The sequence below is a fragment of the Streptomyces endocoffeicus genome (genome assembly GCF_016741935.1).
GTDB lineage: Bacteria > Actinomycetota > Actinomycetes > Streptomycetales > Streptomycetaceae > Streptomyces > Streptomyces endocoffeicus.
Map to the genome: position 1 here is coordinate 242382 of NZ_JAERRG010000008.1, position 19753 is coordinate 262134.

General features: G+C 70.0%; 16 protein-coding genes and 2 pseudogenes. 13 read left to right on the forward strand and 5 right to left on the reverse strand.

Annotated features, from left to right (window positions below; genetic code table 11):
- The first annotated feature begins 500 nt into the window (after positions 1-500).
- From JK364_RS21540 to JK364_RS21570, 7 genes are all read left to right on the forward strand, one after another.
- On the forward strand, positions 501-1436 hold the full coding sequence (locus JK364_RS21540) for an urea transporter (RefSeq protein ID WP_307841343.1): 936 nt from the start codon (positions 501-503) through the stop codon (positions 1434-1436).
- A gap of 4 nt (positions 1437-1440) precedes the next feature.
- Positions 1441-1782 (forward strand): urease subunit gamma, encoded by a 342-nt coding sequence (locus JK364_RS21545; RefSeq protein ID WP_201852771.1) that lies wholly within the window; start codon positions 1441-1443, stop codon positions 1780-1782.
- A gap of 27 nt (positions 1783-1809) precedes the next feature.
- On the forward strand, positions 1810-2202 hold the full coding sequence (locus JK364_RS21550) for an urease subunit beta (protein WP_201852772.1): 393 nt from the start codon (positions 1810-1812) through the stop codon (positions 2200-2202).
- Complete coding sequence (gene ureC / locus JK364_RS21555; RefSeq protein ID WP_201852773.1) at positions 2202-3926, forward strand: urease subunit alpha; 1725 nt, start codon at positions 2202-2204, stop codon at positions 3924-3926. The genes JK364_RS21550 and ureC overlap by 1 nt, the downstream gene beginning before the upstream one ends.
- Positions 3927-4067: 141 nt before the next feature.
- Positions 4068-4754, forward strand: coding sequence for an urease accessory protein UreF (locus JK364_RS21560; RefSeq protein ID WP_230992341.1), 687 nt, complete (start codon positions 4068-4070; stop codon positions 4752-4754).
- Positions 4755-4851: 97 nt separating this feature from the next.
- Entirely contained in the window at positions 4852-5577 is a 726-nt protein-coding gene (gene ureG / locus JK364_RS21565) for an urease accessory protein UreG (RefSeq protein WP_230992291.1), read from the forward strand.
- Positions 5574-6515: an urease accessory protein UreD gene (locus tag JK364_RS21570; protein ID WP_372461973.1), complete on the forward strand. Its 942-nt coding sequence runs from the start codon at positions 5574-5576 to the stop codon at positions 6513-6515. The genes ureG and JK364_RS21570 overlap by 4 nt, the downstream gene beginning before the upstream one ends.
- A gap of 8 nt (positions 6516-6523) precedes the next feature.
- Here JK364_RS21570 and JK364_RS21575 read toward each other — a convergent pair whose 3' ends face one another.
- Together JK364_RS21575 and JK364_RS21580 are read right to left on the reverse strand one after the other, a co-directional pair.
- Positions 6524-7108: a HutD/Ves family protein gene (locus tag JK364_RS21575; protein WP_201852775.1), complete on the reverse strand. Its 585-nt coding sequence runs from the start codon at positions 7106-7108 to the stop codon at positions 6524-6526.
- Between the two features lie 14 nt (positions 7109-7122).
- Positions 7123-8652, reverse strand: coding sequence for a helix-turn-helix domain-containing protein (locus JK364_RS21580; protein ID WP_201852776.1), 1530 nt, complete (start codon positions 8650-8652; stop codon positions 7123-7125).
- A 133-nt stretch (positions 8653-8785) separates the two neighbouring features.
- On the opposite strand from JK364_RS21580, the gene JK364_RS21585 reads away from it, so the two are divergent.
- The gene (locus JK364_RS21585; protein WP_201852777.1) at positions 8786-9754 is read left to right on the forward strand and encodes an SdpI family protein; all 969 of its coding nucleotides are present in this window, start codon (positions 8786-8788) and stop codon (positions 9752-9754) included.
- A 1-nt stretch (position 9755) separates the two neighbouring features.
- On the forward strand, positions 9756-10115 hold the full coding sequence (locus tag JK364_RS21590) for a GntR family transcriptional regulator (protein ID WP_020867895.1): 360 nt from the start codon (positions 9756-9758) through the stop codon (positions 10113-10115).
- 13 nt (positions 10116-10128) lie between these two features.
- Here JK364_RS21590 and JK364_RS21595 read toward each other — a convergent pair whose 3' ends face one another.
- From JK364_RS21595 to JK364_RS21605, 3 genes are all read right to left on the reverse strand, one after another.
- Entirely contained in the window at positions 10129-10686 is a 558-nt protein-coding gene (locus tag JK364_RS21595; RefSeq protein WP_201852778.1) for a Uma2 family endonuclease, read from the reverse strand.
- A 75-nt stretch (positions 10687-10761) separates the two neighbouring features.
- Positions 10762-11661 (reverse strand): LysR family transcriptional regulator, encoded by a 900-nt coding sequence (locus JK364_RS21600; protein ID WP_201852779.1) that lies wholly within the window; start codon positions 11659-11661, stop codon positions 10762-10764.
- A gap of 191 nt (positions 11662-11852) precedes the next feature.
- The gene (locus tag JK364_RS21605; protein ID WP_201852921.1) at positions 11853-12728 is read right to left on the reverse strand and encodes an aminoglycoside phosphotransferase family protein; all 876 of its coding nucleotides are present in this window, start codon (positions 12726-12728) and stop codon (positions 11853-11855) included.
- A 360-nt stretch (positions 12729-13088) separates the two neighbouring features.
- Here JK364_RS21605 and acnA point away from each other — a divergent pair, with 360 nt between their 5' ends.
- The 4 genes and pseudogenes from acnA to JK364_RS21625 all read left to right on the forward strand — a co-directional run bounded on the left by acnA (position 13089) and on the right by JK364_RS21625 (position 19732).
- Positions 13089-15806 (forward strand): aconitate hydratase AcnA, encoded by a 2718-nt coding sequence (gene acnA, locus JK364_RS21610; protein ID WP_307841344.1) that lies wholly within the window; start codon positions 13089-13091, stop codon positions 15804-15806.
- 192 nt (positions 15807-15998) lie between these two features.
- A pseudogene (locus tag JK364_RS21615) lies at positions 15999-16142 on the forward strand (IS256 family transposase); the annotation flags it as partial.
- A pseudogene (locus JK364_RS21620) lies at positions 16131-16365 on the forward strand (IS5/IS1182 family transposase); the annotation flags it as partial. The pseudogenes JK364_RS21615 and JK364_RS21620, both read left to right, overlap by 12 nt.
- Positions 16366-16765: 400 nt before the next feature.
- On the forward strand, positions 16766-19732 hold the full coding sequence (locus JK364_RS21625) for an AfsR/SARP family transcriptional regulator (protein WP_307841358.1): 2967 nt from the start codon (positions 16766-16768) through the stop codon (positions 19730-19732).
- Positions 19733-19753 lie beyond the last annotated feature (21 nt).

Below are 19753 nucleotides of genomic sequence, written 5' to 3' on the forward strand. Positions count from 1 at the left end.
CCCGGGGTGAGCGGGCCGCGGGTGCCGGTGTGCCACGGCGGCACGCCGGTACGCCGGTACGCCGGTACGCCGGTACGCCGGTACGCCGGCCGTCCGGGCGGCCCCGAGGGCGGCGCCCCGGTGGCGGCGCCCCGGTGGCCCGGTCCGGCACTGCCCCGAGAACCGCACCGGCGGACTACGGAATTCACGCCCGCTCGGAACAGCGGTGAGTGCGGGGGGACTTTGCCGATTCCACTTGGTCGAATTTTCGCCCCGGTAGTTCCAAGGACTCCCCAACGAAAGTCAAGACTTGGATATCCTGGCTCGCACGCATCCCCCCACCATCAGGGACTATTCCACTGCGTATCCAGTCGGCCACCAACTGTCGTCGACCTTCCTCGCAATTCCGGGCGTAGGCTCCAAAAAGTTGTTGATCAAGCGCCACCCCCCTTTTGGTTCAAGGGGTGTTGGTGAATTCCGGGTATTCCCGTCAGGGGGAAGGCATGCCTACAACAGGGCAGGTGCCGCAGCCCAGAAGCTGGGCTCCGGCCGATGTGGGACGGATACAGCTGCGGGGCGTCGCACAGGTGGCACTCAGCGCGAGCCCGTGGACCGGCTTATTGTTCACCGCCGCGCTGTTCGCGGGCGGCTGGCGGATCGGCGTGTACGGCCTGATCGGCGCGGCGGCGTCCACCGTGGCCGCGTTCGTGCTGGGCGCCGACCGGGACGGCCTGGCCAACGGCCTTGAGGGCTACAGCGGTTGCCTGACCGGCATCGCCATAGCCGTCCGGCTCGGCGCCTCCTGGCGGACCGCACTGCTCGCCGTCCTCGCCGCGGCGGTCTGCGCGGTGCTGGGCGCGGCGGTCGGCCGCCTGTTGGGCCGCGTCGGTCTGCCCGCGCTGACGGCCCCGTTCTGTCTGGTCGCCGGGGTGCTGGCGCTCGCCCTGCCGACCGCGCCGGCCGCCGCCGCACCACCGCTCCCCGGCGATGGGGTTACGACCCTCTCGGCCTCGCAACTCGGCCACGCGTTCTGCGACAACGTCGGTCAGGTCTTCCTCCTCGACAAGTGGTACGCGGGCCTCATCCTGCTCGTCGGACTGCTCGTCGCGTCCTGGGGGGCCGCCGTCGCCGCCGCCTGCGGCAGCGTCGCCGCGATCCTGACCGCTTGCGCCATGGGCCTGCCCGCGACACGGATCAGCGAGGGGCTCTACGGCTACAACGCGGTGCTCGTCGCCATCGCACTGGCCGCCACCTTCCTGACCCGCACTCCGTGGACCGCGGGGTACGCCGCGCTCGCCGCCGTGGCCTCGGTCCCCTTCACGGCCGCCTGGCAGGCATTCGCCCAGCCTTCCGGCGGATCTCCCTTCACCTGGCCGTTCGTCGTGACGACCTGGCTCTTCCTGGCCGCCGTTCCAGCCCTGGACCGGCCGGGCATCTCGTTCGAGAAAGCGAAGTGACGCCATGAACCTCGCACCGCGCGAAATCGACAAGCTCCATGTCTATGTGGTGGCCGACCTGGCCCGGCGCCGCAGGGCCCGGGGCACCAAACTCAACTACACCGAGGCAGCCGCCCTGATCACCGAGGCCGTCCTGGAAGCCGCCCGCGACGGCCACACCGTGGCCGAGTGCATGGAGTTGGGCCGCAAGGTCGTCACGGCCGACGACGTCATGCCCGGGGTGCGCGAGATGCTCACCGTCCTCCAGGTCGAGACGGCGTTCGTGGACGGGACGAAGCTGGTCACCTGCCACGACCCCATCGGCGCCGGAAACACCGCCGGAAACACCGCCGGAAACACCGTCTGACACACCGTCTGAAAGGAGGAGAGAACGATGTCGGGTGGAGCTCACTACCTCTACGGGGACGACCCCGTGGAGATCAACTCGGGCAGGGCCAAGGTCGGACTCACCGTCGCCAACACCGGTGACCGCGCCGTCCAGATCGGCTCCCACTACCACTTCTTCGAGGTCAACCGCGCGCTGCGGTTCGATCGCGAGGCCGCGTACGGCATGCGCCTGGACATCCCGTCGGGTACCGCCGTGCGCTTCGAACCCGGCGACACCCGCGAGGTCGAGCTGGTCGCCTTCGGCGGAACCCGGCGGCTCGTCGGCTTCTCCGGACTCGTCGACGGCGGACTCAACGCCGACGACACCAGGCGTGCCGCGCTGCGCCGCGCCGAACAGCTGGGATTCGCCGACACCGAGAACGAGGGGGCCGATCACTGATGGCGATCATCCCGCGCAAGCAGTACACCGACCTGTTCGGCCCCACCGTGGGTGACCGGTTCCACCTCGCCGACACCAACCTGGTGGTCGAGGTCGAGTACGACCACAACGCCGGTTCCTACGGGGAAGAGGCCGTCTACGGCGGCGGCAAGGCCATCCGCGACGGCATGGCCCAGGACCCCGCGGCGCTGCGTCGCGAGGGCGCTCTGGACCTGGTGATCACCAACGTGGTGGTCCTCGATCCGGTCCTGGGCGTCGTCAAGGGCGACATCGGTGTCCGCGACGGCCTCATCGTCGGCGTCGGCAAGGCCGGCAACCCCCACGCGCAGAACGGCGTGGACCCCAAGCTGGTCATCGGTCCGGGCACCGAGGTGATCTCCGGCGAGCATCTGATCGCCACCCCCGGTGGCATCGACAGCCACATCCACTTCATCTCACCGCAGCAGGCCCAGGAGGGCCTGTCCAACGGCATCACCACCTTCTTCGGCGGCGGCACCGGTCCCACCGACGGCAGCAACGGCACCACCTGCACCCCCGGCCCCTGGAACATCCACCGGATGCTGGAGGCGGTCGAGGACCTGCCGGTCAACGTGGGTCTGCTCGGCAAGGGCAACGGCAGCCTGCCCGAGGGCTTGCGCGAGCAGGTCGAGGCGGGCGTGGCCGGTCTGAAGGTGCACGAGGACTGGGGCGCCACCCCCGCCGTCATCGACAACGCGCTGCGGGTCGCCGACGAGCACGACGTGCAGCTCGCCATCCACACCGACACCCTCAACGAGGGCGGCTTCTTCGAGGACACCCTGTCCGCGATCGACGGCCGGACCATCCACACCTTCCACACCGAGGGTGCGGGCGGCGGTCACGCCCCCGACATCATGCGGGTCTCCGGCGAGCCCAACGTGCTGCCGTCCTCCACCAACCCCACCCTGCCGTACACCATCAACTCGGTGGACGAGCTGCTCGACATGGTGATGGTCTGTCACCATCTGTCCCGCGACATCCCCGAGGACGTGTCGTTCGCCGACAGCCGGGTGCGCGCCGAGACCATCGCGGCCGAGACAGTGCTGCACGACCTCGGCGTGATCAGCATCTTCTCCTCCGACTCCCAGGCCATGGGCCGGGTCGGCGAGTCCTTCGCCCGTGCCTTCCAGACGGCGCACCACTGCAAGGCGATGCGCGGTGCGCTGGCCGAGGACAGCTCCCGCAACGACAACGCGCGCGTGCTGCGCTACCTGGCGAAGCTCACCATCAACCCGGCGATCGCGGTGGGCGCCGCCGACGTGATCGGCTCGCTGGAGCCCGGCAAGCTCGCCGACATCGTGCTCTGGCCGATCAACTCCTTCGCCGCCAAGCCCAAGCTGATCATCAAGGGCGGCATGGTGAACTGGGCCCTGATGGGTGACCCCAACGCCTCCCTGCCGACGCCCCAACCGGTCTACTACCGGCCGATGTTCGGCTCTTACGGCCGCGCCAAGCAGCGCACCTCGGTCACCTTCATGTCCCAGGCGGCCATCGCCGCCGGCGTCCCCGGCGAGTTGGGACTGGGGCGGCGGATCGAGCCGGTGCGGCGCTGCCGGAGCATCGGCAAGCAACACATGGTCCGCAATGACGCGCTGCCGCGCATCGAGGTGGATCCGGAGACCTACAAGGTCACCGTCGACGGCGAGCCCGCCACCATCGAGCCGGCCGAGCGCCTCCCGCTCAACCAGCTCTTCTACATCGTCTGACACATACATCGTCTGACACGTACGCCGTCCGACGCACCCCGAGGAAGGTCCGCGGGGGCCACCGCGTGCCCCGCGGACCCCGCGGCCCGACCTCGACGGACGGCCACCCGGCAGGAACGGAAACCCGGCGTGAACGAACCGATGCCGATCCCGGCGCTGCTGACCGGGCTCCAGCTCACCGACTCGGCCTTCCCCAGCGGCTACTACACCCTCTCCCACGGGCTGGAGGGTTTCCAGCAGGCCCGTGCGGTCACCCCGCGCAGCCTGCCCCTCCTCCTCCACGACCTGCTCCGGCACAGCGCGGGGCCGGCCGACGCGACCGCCCTCGCCCTCACTCACCGCGCGGTGACGGCGGACGACTGGGCCGAGGTGGTGGCCGTGGAACGGCGGCTGTACGCGACCAAGCTGGGCCGGGAGGCCCGGCAGGCCGCCGTCCGCACCGGACGGCAACTGCTCGACCTGGCCGGTGAGGTCTACGGGACGCCGCAGCTCGAGCGGTACCGCACGCTGCACCGGGACGGTGCGGTACGTGGCTGCCAGCCGGTCGTCGCCGGCGTCGTCCACGCGGCGAACGGCCTCACCACGCGCCAGGCGGTCACCTGTGAGCTGTTCGCCTTCGCGGCCAGCTTCGTGGGGGCCGCCCTGCGACTGCGGCTCACCGACCACCGCCGGGCCCAGGTCGTGCTGCACGGCGCCGCCCCCGTGATCGAGGAGACCATGGCCGCGGCGCTGGACCGGGACCTGGCCGACCTCGGCGGATGCGTCCCCGTGGCCGACGTCATGGCCGGCCGTCACGAACGCGCCGAGGCACGGCTGTTCGCGAGCTGATGCCCTGGCAGGCGGACGTTCTCCGGCGGGGCACCGGTGCCCCGACCTGCCCCGCCCGCCACCGCGAAGACATCCACCACTCTGGACAAGGATCACCATGCACGACCCCACTCAGGTCCGAGGCTCCCACCACCACGACCACCACCACGACCACGACCACGACGAGTTCGTGCGGCGCCCGAAGGACGGCGTGCTGCGCGTCGGCGTCGCCGGGCCGGTCGGCTCCGGCAAGACCGCGCTGATCGAGGCGCTCGTCCCGGTGCTGATCGGGCGCGGCCGGACTCCTGCCGTGATCACCAACGACATCTACACCTCCGAGGACGCCGCCCACGTCCGGCGCACCCTGGACGGGATCCTCGACGCGGACCGCATCGTCGGTGTCGAGACCGGAGCCTGTCCGCACACCGCGGTCCGGGACGACCCGACGATGAACCAGGCCGCGGCCGATGAGATCCTGGAGCGCTTCCCCGAGGTGGACACGCTGCTCTTCGAGAGCGGCGGCGACAACTTGACGCTCACCTTCAGCCCGGCACTCGTGGACCTCTTCCTGTTCGTGCTGGACACCGCGGAGGGCGACAAGATGCCCCGCAAGCGGGGGCCGGGCATCACCGAGTGCGAGCTGCTCGTCATCAACAAGATCGACATTGCCCAGTACGTACGGTGCGACCTGGCCCGGATGGAGTCGGACGCCCATCACGTCCGGCAGGGCCGGCCAGTGGTGCTCACCAACTCCCTGACCGGAGAGGGCCTGGACATCATCGCCGACTTCCTCCTGTCCCAGGAAGCCGCCCAGCGGGTCGGCCAGGAGGCGGCTTCCGCATGACCGAGGCGCCCGCGCGGCTGCACCCCGCACACTACGAACCCCGGCGGGTACCGGCCCGGATGCTCGACCTGACCGGCACTCCGGACACCCTGGCCGCCGGGCGCCCCGGCAAGGTCGGCCTGCTCGAACTGCGCTACGCGCGGGTCGGCGACCGCAGCGAACTCGTCGACCGCTACCAGAAGTCCCCGTTGCAGATCATGCGGCCGTTGTACGTGGACCCGCAGCGGCCGGACATGCCGGTGACGTATCTGATGTCCACCGGCGGCGGCATCGTCCAGGCCGACCGCAACCGCGTCGACATCGAATGCGGCCCCGACACGGCCGTACATCTGACGACGCAGGCCGCCACCAAGCTGCACCGGATGGAGTTCGACCACGCCACCCAGGTCGTCCATCTCACCGCCGCCGCGCACGCTTACGTCGAGTACCTGCCCGACCCGCTGATCCCGTACCGGGACTCGCGCTTCTACCAGCAGACCCGCGTGACCGCCGACCCCACGGCCACCGTGGTGCTGGGCGAGACGATCGCGGCCGGCCGACTGGCCCGGGGCGAACGGCACGCCTACCGCCTGCTGTTCAGCGACCTGGAGATCGCGCGCCCCGACGGCGAGTTGCTGGTGGTCGACACCGTCCGGCTGGATCCGCGCGAGCCGGGCTCGGTGACCGGCCCGGCGGTGTTCGGCGGGTACGACCTGATGGCCACGCTCTACGCGGTCACCCCGCTCGCCCCCGCGGCGCGGGTCGCCGACACGTTGCACGAGGCCCTGCTGACCACCGGCCAGGCCTTCGGCGTGAGCGTGCTGCCCGACGACTGCGGAGCATGGGCGCGGATCATGGGCAGCGACCCGCCGGCGGTCACCCGCGCTCTGCGTGCGGCCTGGAATGCCGTGCGCGGCCTGCTCATCGGGGTTCCCGCCCCCGACCTGCGCAAGACCTGACGGCCCGGTCACGTCCCGGGCGAGCCGGGGGCGGTGGTGACGGTGACGACCGCCGCCACCCCGTCGACGCGAAGGGTGGCGGCGTCGCGGTCCGAGAACAGGACGGCGTCGAGCCCGCCGAGGGTGACGTCGGACTCCTCGACGCCCACCGTGCCCGTCAAGGCGATCACGAGGACCAGGACCCCGGTCCGCGGGACGACGGAGAACCCCGCACGCGCCATTCGGACGTGTGCCGTCGCGCGGGTGCGCCGTGTCATCACGTTGAGGTCGACAGTGGGACCCGAGAGCAGCCGGCAGTCGGTGACCGCGTCGCCCCGGAAGGAAAAGGGCTCGTACGCGTCGGCCATGGTGTGCGGGACACCGTCGACGATCAGCTCCATCCCCGCCCCGTCCACGACGGTGATGATCCTGTCCACGCCCGCGAAGGAGGAGAACGGACCGCTCCGGGCGATGTCGGCGAGACTCACCCGCCAGACGAAGTCCTCCATACCCGCGCCGGAGGCGTCGGCGGCGACCTCTCGGGTCAGACCACCACCGTTCTTCCAGCGCGACACCGACCGGTCGTGTGCCCGCAGCACCTGGCTGCCCGTCATGCCGTCAACTCCTCTCAGATGTCGCGGAAGGTCTCGATCTGGGCGCCGATCGAGTTCAGCCGCTCCGCGAGGTCCTCGTAGCCGCGGTTGATGACGTACACGTTGCGCAGCACGGAGGTGCCCGGTGCGGCCATCATCGCCAGCAGGACGACCACGGCGGGGCGCAGGGCGGGCGGGCACATCATCTCGGCGGAGCGCCAGCGGGTGGGGCCCTCGACCAGGACGCGGTGCGGGTCGAGGAGTTTGACGTGGGCGCCGAGGCGGTTGAGCTCGGTGAGGTAGATCGCGCGGTTGTCGTAGACCCAGTCGTGGATCAGGGTCGAGCCCTGGGCGACGGCCGCGATCGCCGCGAAGAAGGGCACGTTGTCGATGTTGACGCCGGGGAACGGCATCGGGTGGATCTTGTCGATGGGGGCCTGCAGCTTGGACGGGCGCACGGTCAGATCGACCAGCCGGGTGCGGCCGTTGTCCGCCGCGTACTCCCCGCCGCGCTCGTGGTCCAGCCCCATCTCCTCCAGGACGGCCAGCTCGATCTCCAGGAACTCCACCGGCACCCGGCGGATCGTCAGCTCCGACTCGGTGATGACGGCGGCGGCCAGCAGGCTCATCGCCTCGACCGGGTCCTCGGAGGGCGAGTAGTCGACATCGCGGTCGATGCGCGCCACGCCGTGGACGGTCAGCGTCGTGGTGCCCACGCCCTCGACCTTGACGCCCAACTCCTCCAGGAAGAAGCAGAGATCCTGGACCATGTAGTTGGACGAGGCGTTGCGGATCACCGTGACACCGTCGTGCCGGGCGGCCGCCAGCAGCGCGTTCTCGGTGACGGTGTCGCCGCGTTCGGTCAGCACGATGGCGCGGGTGGGGGCGACCGAGCGGTCGACGTGGGAGTGGTACATCCCGTCGGTGGCGGTCACTTCGAGGCCGAAGTGGCGCAGGGCGGTCATATGCGGCTGCACGGTGCGGGTGCCCAGGTCGCAACCGCCCGCGTAGGGGATCCGGAAGCGATCCATCCGGTGCAGCAGCGGGCCGAGGAACATGATGACGCTGCGCGTCCGGCGCGCGGCCTCGGTGTCCATGGCCTCGAGGTCCAGCTCGGCGGGCGGCACGATCTCCAGATCGGCGCCGTCGTTGATCCAGCGGGTGCGGACGCCGATGCTGCCCAGAACCTCGAGGATGCGGTAGACCTCCTCGATCCTGGCGACCCTCCGCAGTGTCGTACGGCCCGCGTTGAGGAGCGTGGCGCACAGCAGCGCCACACACGCGTTCTTGCTCGTCTTGACGTCGATGGCCCCGGACAGCCGGCGGCCGCCGACCACCCGGAGGTGCATCGGGCCCGCGTAGCCGAGGGAGACGATCTCGCTGTCCAGGGCCTCGCCGATCCTGGCGATCATCTCAAGACTGATGTTCTGGTTTCCCCGCTCAATGCGATTGACCGCACTCTGGCTTGTGCCGAGTGCCTCCGCGAGCTGGGACTGGGTCCAGCCCCGGTGTTGACGGGCGTCACGGATGAGCTTGCCGATACGTGAGAGGTAGTCGTCGGTCATGGAGGAGAGGCTATCTCACATATGAGATGCGCACGCGACGGGGGAGGTGGAAGGAGTGACGGTTCTCCACTCGGCATTGTTCTCTTAGTATGCAAACAAGTGGGGAAACATATGGTGAAGCGAGGGGGTCGATATGCGTCCTGTCCGACGGCGCGCGCTGGTCGTCGCTCTGCCCTTTGTGCTGGCATGGGCCGTGGTCGTGGCGACTTTCGCCGGGCTGCGCGACCGGCTGCCGGATCCGCTCGCCACGCATTTCGGCGCGGACGGGAAGGCCGACGGATTCACCGGAACGGGTGCGTTCCTCTCGGTGGTCACCGCCGTCCTCCTCGGCTCCGGCCTCCTCACCCTCGTACCCACCCTCCGCCTGACCAAGGGCCTCGGCGTCCAGCGGTTCGCGGTCGCCCTCGGCTACGGCATGTCCGGCCTGCTGGGTTACGCCTTCGCCGCCCTGCTCTTCGCCAACGCCGACGCCACCCGCGCCTCCCGGGTCTCCCAGCCCCTGTGGCAACTGGGCATCGCCCTCGCCGTCGCGGCCGCCATGGGCGCGCTGGGCTGGCTGCTCGCGAGCCGGGACGCGGCGTCCGGGACCGACCCCGGGAAGGGGGCCGCCGTGCCCCGGCTCCCGCTGGCCAAGGGCGAGGCGGCCACCTGGACGCGCTCTGTCGGATCGCCCGTGCTGCTCGCCGTGGGGGCGGGGACCACGCTGCTGGGCGCCGTGCTGGTCGCCGTGGGCCCGGGGACGGGGGCGTGGCTGATCGTCATCGGGCTGATCTGCACGCCACTGGCCCGCTGCCGGGTGACCGTCGACCGCCGTGGCCTCGCCGTGGCCTCATGGTTCGCCCCACGGCCCCGGATGCGGATACCGCTGGACCGGATCGAACGGGCCACCAGCCGCGAGGCCGCCGCGCTGAGCCTCGGCGGCTGGGGCTACCGGATCCGCGGCGGCGGCAGCGCCCTGGTGTTCCGCTCCGGCGACGCGCTGTTCCTGACGCTCGCCACGGGCCGGGAGTTCGCGGTGACGGTGGACGACGCCGCCACCGCCGCCGCCCTGCTCAACACCCTGATCGAGCGGGACCGCCCCGCGGCGGGGGAGCGCGGCTGAGATGCTCTTCCGCGTCGACCCCGGCTCCGCGGTCCCGCTGGCCGACCAGATCGCCGCCTCCGTACGCGGCGCGATCGCCGACGGCACCGTACGCCCCGGCGAACGCCTCCCCGCGGCCCGCGCGCTCGGCGAATCCCTCGGCGTCAACGTCCACACGGTCCTGCGCGGCTACCAACGGCTCCGCGAGGAGGGCCTGATCGAACTCCGCCGCGGCCGCGGCGCGGTCGTCACCGGCGACCAGCCCACGGCCCGCGCCCGGCTCCTGGAGGGCGTCCAGGGCCTGGTGGACCAGGCCCGCGCCCTGGGCCTCTCCGACGAGGAGGTCCTGACCCTGGTCAGAACCCGCCTCGCGGGCGGCTGACGCCCATCGGAATTCAGAATTTGGAGGTGTCCAGTTCCAGGCCGAACGGCTCGGGGAGCGGAAGCGGGGTGCCGAAGGGGTGGGGGCCGTCCACCTTGGTGTAGCCGAGGTTCCCGGGTACCGAATAGAGCGTGCAGGTGCGCTGCTGCCGGTCGATCAGGAGGTACAGCGGGGCGCCGTACTCGGCATAGCGGCGCCGCTTGACGATCCGGTCGGTGTCCCCGTTCGAGTCGGAGGTCACCTCGACGATCAGGAGGGTCTGGTCGGGGAGCAGGGCCCCGGCGTCCTCGGCGAGTTCCCGGGGGACGACGGCGAGGTCCGGCACAAACCAGTTGGGGGTGCCGGGAAGGTCCAGATCGCCTGATCCCGCCATGCAGCCCAGGGCGTTCACCTTGGGCGCGATGCGCTCCCGGACCTCCGCGATCGTGCTCTCGTGGTCCCAGGCCGGCGACAGCGGTTCGATGAACCCCTCGATGACCTGTACGCGGTCGAAGCCCCGGATGCGCTGGACCGCGTACTTGAGGGCGGTCTCGGGATCGTCGGCCTGGTACGCGGGTGGTCGTGTGCTCATCAAATCCTCCACCGGGTGTCGGGACGCGAGGTCTATCGCGGCCGATACGCGGCGTGCGCGGATCCGGCCCCGGGATCACCCATACCGGTGACGATCCCCCGTCACCACCGCCGCCAGCGTCCGCGCCGGGCCGTCGACCGCGGGGCCGTGGAGGAGTTCGGTGCGGTGGAGGAGGCGGGGGGCGATCAAGGGGGCGGTGACGATGCCGGGGGTGCCCTTGGCGGCGGGGTGGGGGAGGAGGGCCAGGCCGTGGCCGGCGGCGGTGAGGGCGAGGAGGCCGCGGACATCGGTGCCCTCGTACGTCAGCGAGGCGCGGAAGCCGTCGGTCCGGCTGACCGCGCGCAGCTGCTCGAGCGGCATGGCGGCGTCCGGGGCGTCCAGCCACTGGGCGTCGGCGAGGTCGGCCAGCCGCAGGCCGAGGCGGCGGGCCAGCGGGTGGCCGGTGGGCAGGGTCACCACCAGCGGGGCCTCCGCGACCGTGACCGCGGTGAGCGGGCCCACCTCGGGCAGCGGCAGGGCGTCGGCGGGGGTGGCCGGGCCGTCGATCAGCCCCAGGTCGAGGGTGCCGGACGCCACCGCGGCCGGGATCTCCCGGCGGCCGAGGATCCGCAGCGAGGCTTTGGCGGCCGGATGCGCCTGGCGCACCCGGTCCAGGGCGGCGGCGATTCTCGGGGTCATCGCCAGCGGCGAGGCCCCCACGACCAGCCGGGCGGCGCCGGACCCCGACAGCCGCTCGACGTCGGCCCGCGCCGCGTCCAGACGGAGCAGCAGCGGACCGGCGTGTTCCAGCAGCCGGGCGCCCGCGCTGGTGAGCATGACCGGCCGACGGGTCAGCAGCGACGTCCGCAGATCCGCTTCGAGGGACGCGATGTGCTCGGAGACCGCCGCCGGGGTGAAGCCCAGCTCATGGGCGGCGTCGGAGAAGGATCCGCAGCGGGCCACGGAGATGAACGTGCGGAGCAGATGCGGGTCCATGGCAGCAGTATCGCGGTGGCGGCGGCGGCTCAGTCGGCGATCACCCTTACCGGTGAACACGAGTGAATGCGGGTGAACACCGATGCCCGCCCGCACCGCGCCCGCACCCGTGTCCTGTCTCATCGGAGGTTGAGCGGTCTCATCGAAGCGCGGAGCGCGGGGCACGAGGCGATGGGAGATGTCCGGCGTTCTCACCGGGCCAACCCGAGCAGTTCATCGATCACCGGCTCCTCACCACCGTTACCGAGGTGGGCGATGGCCGCGAACGGGGCGATCACCTGGCTCCAGGCGTGGAGCCGGTCGCCATCGAGCCCGCACGCCGCCGCCACCCGCGCGCAGCGGGTCTCGACGCCCTCCAGCCCGGCGCCGGCCACGACGTAGTCCACGGCGTCGAAGCACGGATCGCCCACACACGCCTTCGGATCGATGGCCATCAGACCGCGCTCCGCGCCACCGTCGAGCACATTGCCCAGGTGCAGATCACCGTGGAGCAACACGGTTGTCGCCGCCGTGTCCAGCAGCCGCTCACACCGCTGGATGGCCCTGTCCCACGCGGTGCCATCGATACGCGCGCCGATCGCGGGCTCGGACAGCCGCCTGCCGACACGAGCGAAGGCCTCCTCGCACCGGCCGCGCAGCACCCGCGGCGGCCGCGGAGGCGGAGCGACCCCGTGCAGCGCGGCGAGCAGATCCGACCACTGCCCGGGAAGCGAAGCGGCGGGCATGTCCTCCGCCGGCGTTCCGGGCACGACCTCTTCCAGCACCATCGCACCCGCGTCCTCGTCGGCGGCCAGCACGGCGGGCACCCGGCCCGAGGCGGCGAACCACCCCAGCATTCCGGCCTGCTCGGCCAAAAGGGCCCGATCCGGACTGAGCTTCAGCACCGCGGGCGTGCCGTCGGGCCAACGGCACCGCAACGTGACCGACGAAGCACCGTCCGGGAGGGGCTCACCGAGCGAAAGTCCCCACTGGGACGTCAGCCGCGCGATGAGATCCGGCGTGTCAGCGCACCATTCGGCGACCTGTGGACCGAATCGGCGAACCAGCCGCGTAGTGACGCTCTCCACATCCACCCATAGTCGTTTCACCCGGGCCAGTCTGCCGCTCCCGGTCCTGGCCGGTCATGACCCTGGCCGGTCATGACCCTGGCTGGTCACGACCCTGGCCGGTCACGACGCACTCGACCTTCGACGGGACGAACCCAGCGGTCACCCACCTTCGAGACCGCGCTCGCACCCGGGCAGGGCATGACCGCGCGGGGGCGATGTATTAGGGTTATCTCGACATCGAGATATCTGCTGGAAGGCGCACTGCCGCCCCGTGCCGGTAAGGCTTACCTAACTTAGCCCTACCTTAGCGGATCGGCGCGGGCATGTGACGGCAGCATTGCGGTGGTACGCGCGAAATCATGCATGAAGGAGACTGTCGTGTCGGCGAACAGCTTCGACGCCCGCAGCACCCTGCAGGTGGGCGACGAATCGTACGAGATCTTCAGGCTGGACAAGGTCGAGGGGTCGGCCCGGCTCCCTTACAGCCTCAAGGTGCTGCTGGAGAACCTGCTCCGCACCGAGGACGGCGCGAACATCACCGCCGACCACATCCGCGCGCTGGGCGGGTGGGACTCGCAGGCCCAGCCCAGCCAGGAGATCCAGTTCACGCCGGCCCGCGTGATCATGCAGGACTTCACGGGTGTGCCCTGCGTGGTCGACCTCGCCACCATGCGTGAGGCCGTCAAGGAGCTCGGCGGCGACCCGGCGAAGATCAACCCGCTGGCCCCGGCCGAGCTGGTCATCGACCACTCCGTGATCGCCGACAAGTTCGGCACCAACGACGCCTTCGCCCAGAACGTGGAGCTGGAGTACGGCCGCAACAAGGAGCGCTACCAGTTCCTGCGCTGGGGCCAGACCGCCTTCGACGAGTTCAAGGTCGTCCCGCCCGGCACCGGCATCGTCCACCAGGTCAACATCGAGCACCTGGCCCGCACCGTCATGGTCCGGGGCGGCCAGGCGTACCCGGACACCCTGGTCGGCACCGACTCCCACACCACCATGGTCAACGGCCTCGGTGTGCTCGGCTGGGGCGTCGGCGGCATCGAGGCCGAGGCCGCGATGCTGGGCCAGCCGGTCTCCATGCTGATCCCGCGCGTCGTCGGCTTCAAGCTGACGGGTGAGCTGAAGCCCGGCACCACCGCCACCGACCTCGTGCTGACCATCACCGAGATGCTGCGCAAGCACGGTGTCGTCGGCAAGTTCGTCGAGTTCTACGGCGAGGGCGTGGCGGCCACGAGCCTCGCCAACCGCGCCACCATCGGCAACATGTCGCCGGAGTTCGGCTCCACCGCCGCGATCTTCCCGATCGACGACGAGACGATCAAGTACCTGAAGCTCACCGGCCGCAGCGAGCAGCAGCTCGCACTGGTCGAGGCGTACGCCAAGGAGCAGGGCCTCTGGCTCGACCCGGCCGCCGAGCCCGACTTCTCCGAGAAGCTGGAGCTGGACCTGTCGACGGTCGTCCCGTCGATCGCCGGCCCCAAGCGTCCGCAGGACCGCATCGTGCTCGCCGAGGCGGCGCAGCAGTTCGCGCAGGACGTCCGCAACTACGTCGCCGACGCGGAGGAGGACGAGGCGGGCAAGGAGTCCTTCCCGGCCTCCGACGCCCCGGCCGTCTCCAACGGCGTGCCCACCAAGCCGACCCTGGTGACCGCCCCCGACGGTTCGACGTATGAGATCGACCACGGCGCCGTCACCGTCGCCGCGATCACCTCCTGCACCAACACCTCGAACCCGTACGTCATGGTCGCCGCCGCCCTGGTGGCCAAGAAGGCGGTCGATAAGGGCCTGACCCGCAAGCCGTGGGTCAAGACCACCCTGGCCCCGGGCTCGAAGGTCGTCACCGACTACTTCGACAAGGCGGGCCTGACCCCCTACCTCGACAAGGTCGGCTTCAACCTCGTCGGCTACGGCTGCACCACCTGCATCGGCAACTCCGGCCCGCTGCCGGACGAGGTCTCCAAGGCCGTCAACGAGGCCGACCTCGCCGTCACCTCCGTCCTCTCCGGCAACCGGAACTTCGAGGGCCGGATCAACCCCGACGTCAAGATGAACTACCTGGCGTCCCCGCCGCTGGTCGTCGCCTACGCCATCGCCGGTTCGATGAAGGTGAACATCACCACGGACGCGCTGGGCACCGACCAGGAGGGCAAGCCGGTCTTCCTCGCGGACATCTGGCCGACCGAGGCCGAGGTCAACGACGTCGTGGCCAACGCCATCGGCGAGGACATGTTCAACAAGTCCTACCAGGACGTCTTCGCCGGTGACGCCCAGTGGCAGGCGCTGCCCGTGCCGACCGGCAACACCTTCGAGTGGGACGCCGAGTCCACCTACGTCCGCAAGCCCCCGTACTTCGAGGGCCTGACGATGGACCCGGCCCCGGTCGAGGACATCGCCGGTGCCCGGGTGCTGGCCAAGCTGGGCGACTCGGTCACCACCGACCACATCTCCCCGGCCGGTGCGATCAAGGCCGACACCCCGGCCGGCACGTACCTCACCGAGCACGGTGTCGAGCGTCGTGACTTCAACTCCTACGGCTCCCGCCGGGGCAACCACGAGGTCATGATCCGCGGCACCTTCGCCAACATCCGGCTGCGCAACCAGATCGCGCCGGGCACCGAGGGCGGTTTCACCCGCGACTTCACCCAGGACGGTGCGCCGGTCTCCTTCATCTACGACGCCTCGCAGAACTACCAGGCGGCCGGCGTCCCGCTGGTCATCCTGGCGGGCAAGGAGTACGGCTCCGGCTCGTCCCGCGACTGGGCCGCCAAGGGCACCGCGCTGCTCGGCGTCAAGGCCGTCATCGCCGAGTCGTACGAGCGCATCCACCGCTCGAACCTCATCGGCATGGGCGTCCTGCCGCTCCAGTTCCCCGAGGGCGCCACGGCGGAGTCGCTGGGCCTGACCGGCGAGGAGACCTTCGAGATCACCGGCGTCACCGCGCTCAACGACGGCGGCATCCCGGAGACCATGAAGGTCAAGGCGGGCGGGGTCGAGTTCGACGCCAAGGTGCGCATCGACACCCCCGGCGAGGCGGACTACTACCGCAACGGCGGCATTATGCAGTACGTGCTTCGCCAACTTGTCGGTTCTTGAGCTGATCGGCTCGGATACCAGAGGATCTGGTCGCTGACTCGCTGCTACCGGCGGTCACACTAGAGTCTCGCACAAGCGCCCCGTCAGGCTTCGGCCTGGCGGGGCGCTTGAGCTGCCTGGGGCAGGGCTCACCGTCACACGAGGGGCTAGAAGTTGACTGACTCCATGGAACGGCGGATCGACTTCTCGCGCGCCCGGCGGATGCTCGCCGCAGCCCTGGAGGCCGAAGTCAACCAGTACGTAGTCGAGTTGGCTGGTGAGTGGGACGAGGTCGGCCGCCGTCTGGTGGTCCGCAACGGCCATCATCGCGAACGGACGGTGACCACCGCCGCCGGCCCGTCGGAGAACGCCCTGGGAATCCGCCTCCTCGACCAGGCGAAGGAGACGTACCCGACCATCTCCAAGAGCTAGGTCGACACCGGCTTCAAGAATGCCGTCGTCGCTACGGAGTATCGGCTGGATCATGATGCACCGCCGCCTCGCCCGCGACTACGAGACCCTCACCGCCAGCTCCGAGGCCATGGTCCACATCGCCTCGATCAACTACCTTGCGTGTTGAGCTCTGCCGGGAGTGCGTGAGGCGTGCCTTCGTGGCAATGATTCGCAGCGATGGGGTAAACATGGTTCTCGAGCGCGGTTGGGAGCTGATGATTACGTTGTCATACCCATTGACGTGTGGGTCTGTGATTCGTTTACTGGTGCAGCCCTGTCCCGCGGAGTCGGTGGCGCGCCGAAGACCGGGTCTGGGGCGCGGTGTGTGCACGCTCGTGTGCCTCGCCGTCGATGGGTGAACGGGGAAACGGTTTTTCGGCGTCAAACGGGGGGGTACAGGCGGTCTCCGGCCCGTGGGGTGGCGACTGGGAGTAGCAGTGCCACTGGGCCGTAGGTAAGGACATAACGTGCCACAATTCCATGTTTCTCTCCTGGGCCAGCTGGAGCTACGCCGCGACGGGGCGAAAGTGAGTTTGGGGAGTCCGCAACAGCAGGCTCTCTTTGTCGCGCTGCTCCTGAGGCAAGGCAGAACGGCGGGCGCGGAAGTCCTCATCGACGCGCTGTGGGGTACCGACGCACCGGCATCGGCGATGAGAACGTTGCGGACCTACGCCTGGCGACTTCGGAAAGTGCTGGAGGACGACAGCAAGTTCCCCAGCACGCTGGTGTCGGTGGGCGACGGTTACCGACTCGCTTGGGACACCTGTTACGTCGATCTGGACGACGCGGTGAGTCTGGCACGCCAGGCACAGCAGTCGGATGACCTCGAAGGCGCCTACGGTTTTCTGGAGGCGGCTCTCGGCCTGTGGCACGGCGAGCCCCTCACCGCGATACCCGGCCCCTTCGCGGCCCGTGAGAGGGACCGGCTGAACGAGGTCCATCTGTACATCCAGGAGGAGCACATCGCGGCGGGCCTCGCCCTCGGCTACGGCCCGCGGTACATCGCCGAGCTGATCGGGCTGATCGACCGGTACTCGTTGCGGGAGCGGCTGTATGTGCTCTTGATACAGGCCCAGTCCCAGGCTGGGCGCAGGGGTGACGCCCTGGCCACGTACCGCCGAGCGCGCCGTACGCTGATCGACGAGCTGGGTGTCGAGCCGGGGCAGGAACTGAAGGCACTGCACGACCGCGTTCTGGCGGGGACGGAGAGCGAACTCCATGCACGGCCGACCGGGAGACCGGAGGAAGCGGTCGTCACGAGCGCAGCGGTCCCCGTAGTCGTCGAGGAGACGGCGCCCCCGCCTCGAGCGCGCGAGACGGACATCGACCGAGAAGACATGCCCTACCTCGCTCCGGCTCAGCTTCCCCCGGACTTGGCCGATTTCACCGGCCGTAACCATCTCACTCTGGCGATCAGCTCTCTGATGAACACCCCTGACCGATCGGCTCTGCCCGTCGGAGTGCTGGTGGGGATGGCCGGCGTCGGGAAGTCCGCGCTCGCTCTCCATGTGGCGCACACCATCCGGGACTCATACCCGGAGGGGCAGATGTACGCCAAACTCCGGGCCGGCGACGGAGGGCCGGTGCCACCGGACGAAGTGCTGGCCGGTTTCCTCGTTTCCCTCGGTCTCCGCCTCGACGATCTCCCGGAAACCCTCGAGGCGCGGACCGCGCTCCTACGGACCCTGCTGGCCCGGCGCCGTGTCCTGCTCGTCCTCGACGACGCGGTCACCGCCGAACAGGTCCGCCCCCTGCTCCCCGGCTCAGCGGGATGCGGGGTTCTCGTCACCACCCGCACCCGACTGGCAGGGCTGCCCGCGTTACAGGCGGAGGTGCCCGCGTTCGCCCCGTCCGAGGCTCTCGACTTCCTGCGGCGTGCCATCGGCTCCGAGCGGGTCGACACCGAACTTGCCGCCGCACAGCAGATCGTCGAGTCGTGCGCCATGCTGCCGCTCGCACTCCGGATCATCGCGGCGCGGCTCGCCGCACGCCCTAGCTGGTCGCTTCAGTCGATCAGCACACGTCTGGCTGACGAGTTCCAGCGCATCCAGGAGCTCAGGTCGGGGGACGTCACGATCTCGGCCGTGTTCGACCTCACCTACCGTCACCTGCCCGAGGATCAGGCGAGTGCCCTGCGCAAAGCGGCGGTCGTCGACAGCCGCTCGCTCTCCCTGTCCTGCGCGGCAGCACAGCTGGCCATGACGGATGAGCAGGCGGAGACACTGCTCGACGCGTTGGTGGACCAGGCGATGCTGGAGTCCCCCTCACCCGGTCTGTACCGCTTTCACAGTCTGCTGCGCGACTTCGCCCGGCGGAAGGCACGTCCGCACGAGCAGATGGCCGCGCTGGAAGGGGTGCTGAACCATCTGCTCGCCTCGGCGAAGAGCGCCTTCCGCCAGGTGGTGCCCGGGGACCCCGTCGAGGACGCGCTCAGCTCGACGCGGGCGCCTGGGGCGCGGGTGACGAGCCCCGAGGAGGCCCGCCAGTGGGCGGAGCGGGACGGCGAGTGCGCACTCAAGCTCGTGCAGCAGCTGGCCCGGGACGTGGCCGGCGCGACCCCGGAGCACGGGCAGGACGGCGCCCACACGCGGCTGCAACGATGCGTCGATCTGCTCATCGCGCTCAGTGCCTTCCGGGGGAGCCTCCATCACGGCGACTACCAGAGGGCGGTGGACCGCTTGGAGAGCGCCGTCGCGACATCGCGGGATGTGAAAGTGCTGGGACGGGTGCGGTTCCTCCGCGGCCACATGGAACTGTCGGTGAACCAGTTCGCCCGTGCGGAATGGCAGGCGTCCGCTGCGGTCCGGCTCTGCACCACCTCGCACGACCTCGTGATTCTCCGCCAGGCGCTGAACGACCTGGGCCTCGCCTGTCAGATGCAGGGAAAGTTCCAGGAAGCCATCGAGTGTTACGACAAGGCCATCGACCTCGCACGTCGGCTCGGCCACACGTCGGGCGAGACGGCCACCACCGTGAACATGGCCTTGTCCAAAGTGCACGTGAACGAGCCGCTCGAAGCCGAGCGGATCTGCCGGAAGGTCCTTGACGAGGTCGCCTCACCGGACGACGTCGAGGGGGTCGCCTACGCCTACTACGTGCTGGGGCTGGCACATCACCGGCAGGCTCAACACGACACGGCCCTCCACTGGTTCGAGATGTGCCTGGCGCTGTGTACGGCGAACGGCCTGCGCGCACGTGAATCTCACGCGCGGCTCCGGATCGCGGAGCTCTCCAGGGAGATGGGTCTTCTCGACCGCGCCGTGCGAGAGGGTGGTCTGTCGGTGAAACTGTGCGAGGAGACGACCGATCTCAAGAACCTCGCGCAGGCGCTCACCGTCGTGGGCAACGCGCTGCGGGAGCTCGGAGAGGACGCGGCCGCGCAGGAGTACCTCGCGCGAGCGGGAGAGGTGATGGATTCCATGGCCGTCCCCCGCGAGCAAGTCCCCCCGGCGCAGCTCGCGTCCCGCAGCCGTACCGCTCTGACCGGACCTTGAACGCACCCGTTCGATCGTGGT

What these genes read in the sequence shown, in the direction of transcription:
- JK364_RS21545 (WP_201852771.1), top strand. Translation starts at nt 1,441, where the DNA reads ATGAACCTCGCACCGCGCGAAATCGACAAGCTCCATGTCTATGTGGTG.
- JK364_RS21550 (WP_201852772.1), top strand. Translation starts at nt 1,810, where the DNA reads ATGTCGGGTGGAGCTCACTACCTCTACGGGGACGACCCCGTGGAGATC.
- ureC (WP_201852773.1), top strand. Translation starts at nt 2,202, where the DNA reads ATGGCGATCATCCCGCGCAAGCAGTACACCGACCTGTTCGGCCCCACC.
- JK364_RS21560 (WP_230992341.1), top strand. Translation starts at nt 4,068, where the DNA reads ATGCCGATCCCGGCGCTGCTGACCGGGCTCCAGCTCACCGACTCGGCC.
- ureG (WP_230992291.1), top strand. Translation starts at nt 4,852, where the DNA reads ATGCACGACCCCACTCAGGTCCGAGGCTCCCACCACCACGACCACCAC.
- JK364_RS21570 (WP_372461973.1), top strand. Translation starts at nt 5,574, where the DNA reads ATGACCGAGGCGCCCGCGCGGCTGCACCCCGCACACTACGAACCCCGG.
- JK364_RS21575 (WP_201852775.1), bottom strand. Translation starts at nt 7,108, where the DNA reads ATGACGGGCAGCCAGGTGCTGCGGGCACACGACCGGTCGGTGTCGCGC.
- JK364_RS21580 (WP_201852776.1), bottom strand. Translation starts at nt 8,652, where the DNA reads ATGACCGACGACTACCTCTCACGTATCGGCAAGCTCATCCGTGACGCC.
- JK364_RS21585 (WP_201852777.1), top strand. Translation starts at nt 8,786, where the DNA reads ATGCGTCCTGTCCGACGGCGCGCGCTGGTCGTCGCTCTGCCCTTTGTG.
- JK364_RS21590 (WP_020867895.1), top strand. Translation starts at nt 9,756, where the DNA reads ATGCTCTTCCGCGTCGACCCCGGCTCCGCGGTCCCGCTGGCCGACCAG.
- JK364_RS21595 (WP_201852778.1), bottom strand. Translation starts at nt 10,686, where the DNA reads ATGAGCACACGACCACCCGCGTACCAGGCCGACGATCCCGAGACCGCC.
- JK364_RS21600 (WP_201852779.1), bottom strand. Translation starts at nt 11,661, where the DNA reads ATGGACCCGCATCTGCTCCGCACGTTCATCTCCGTGGCCCGCTGCGGA.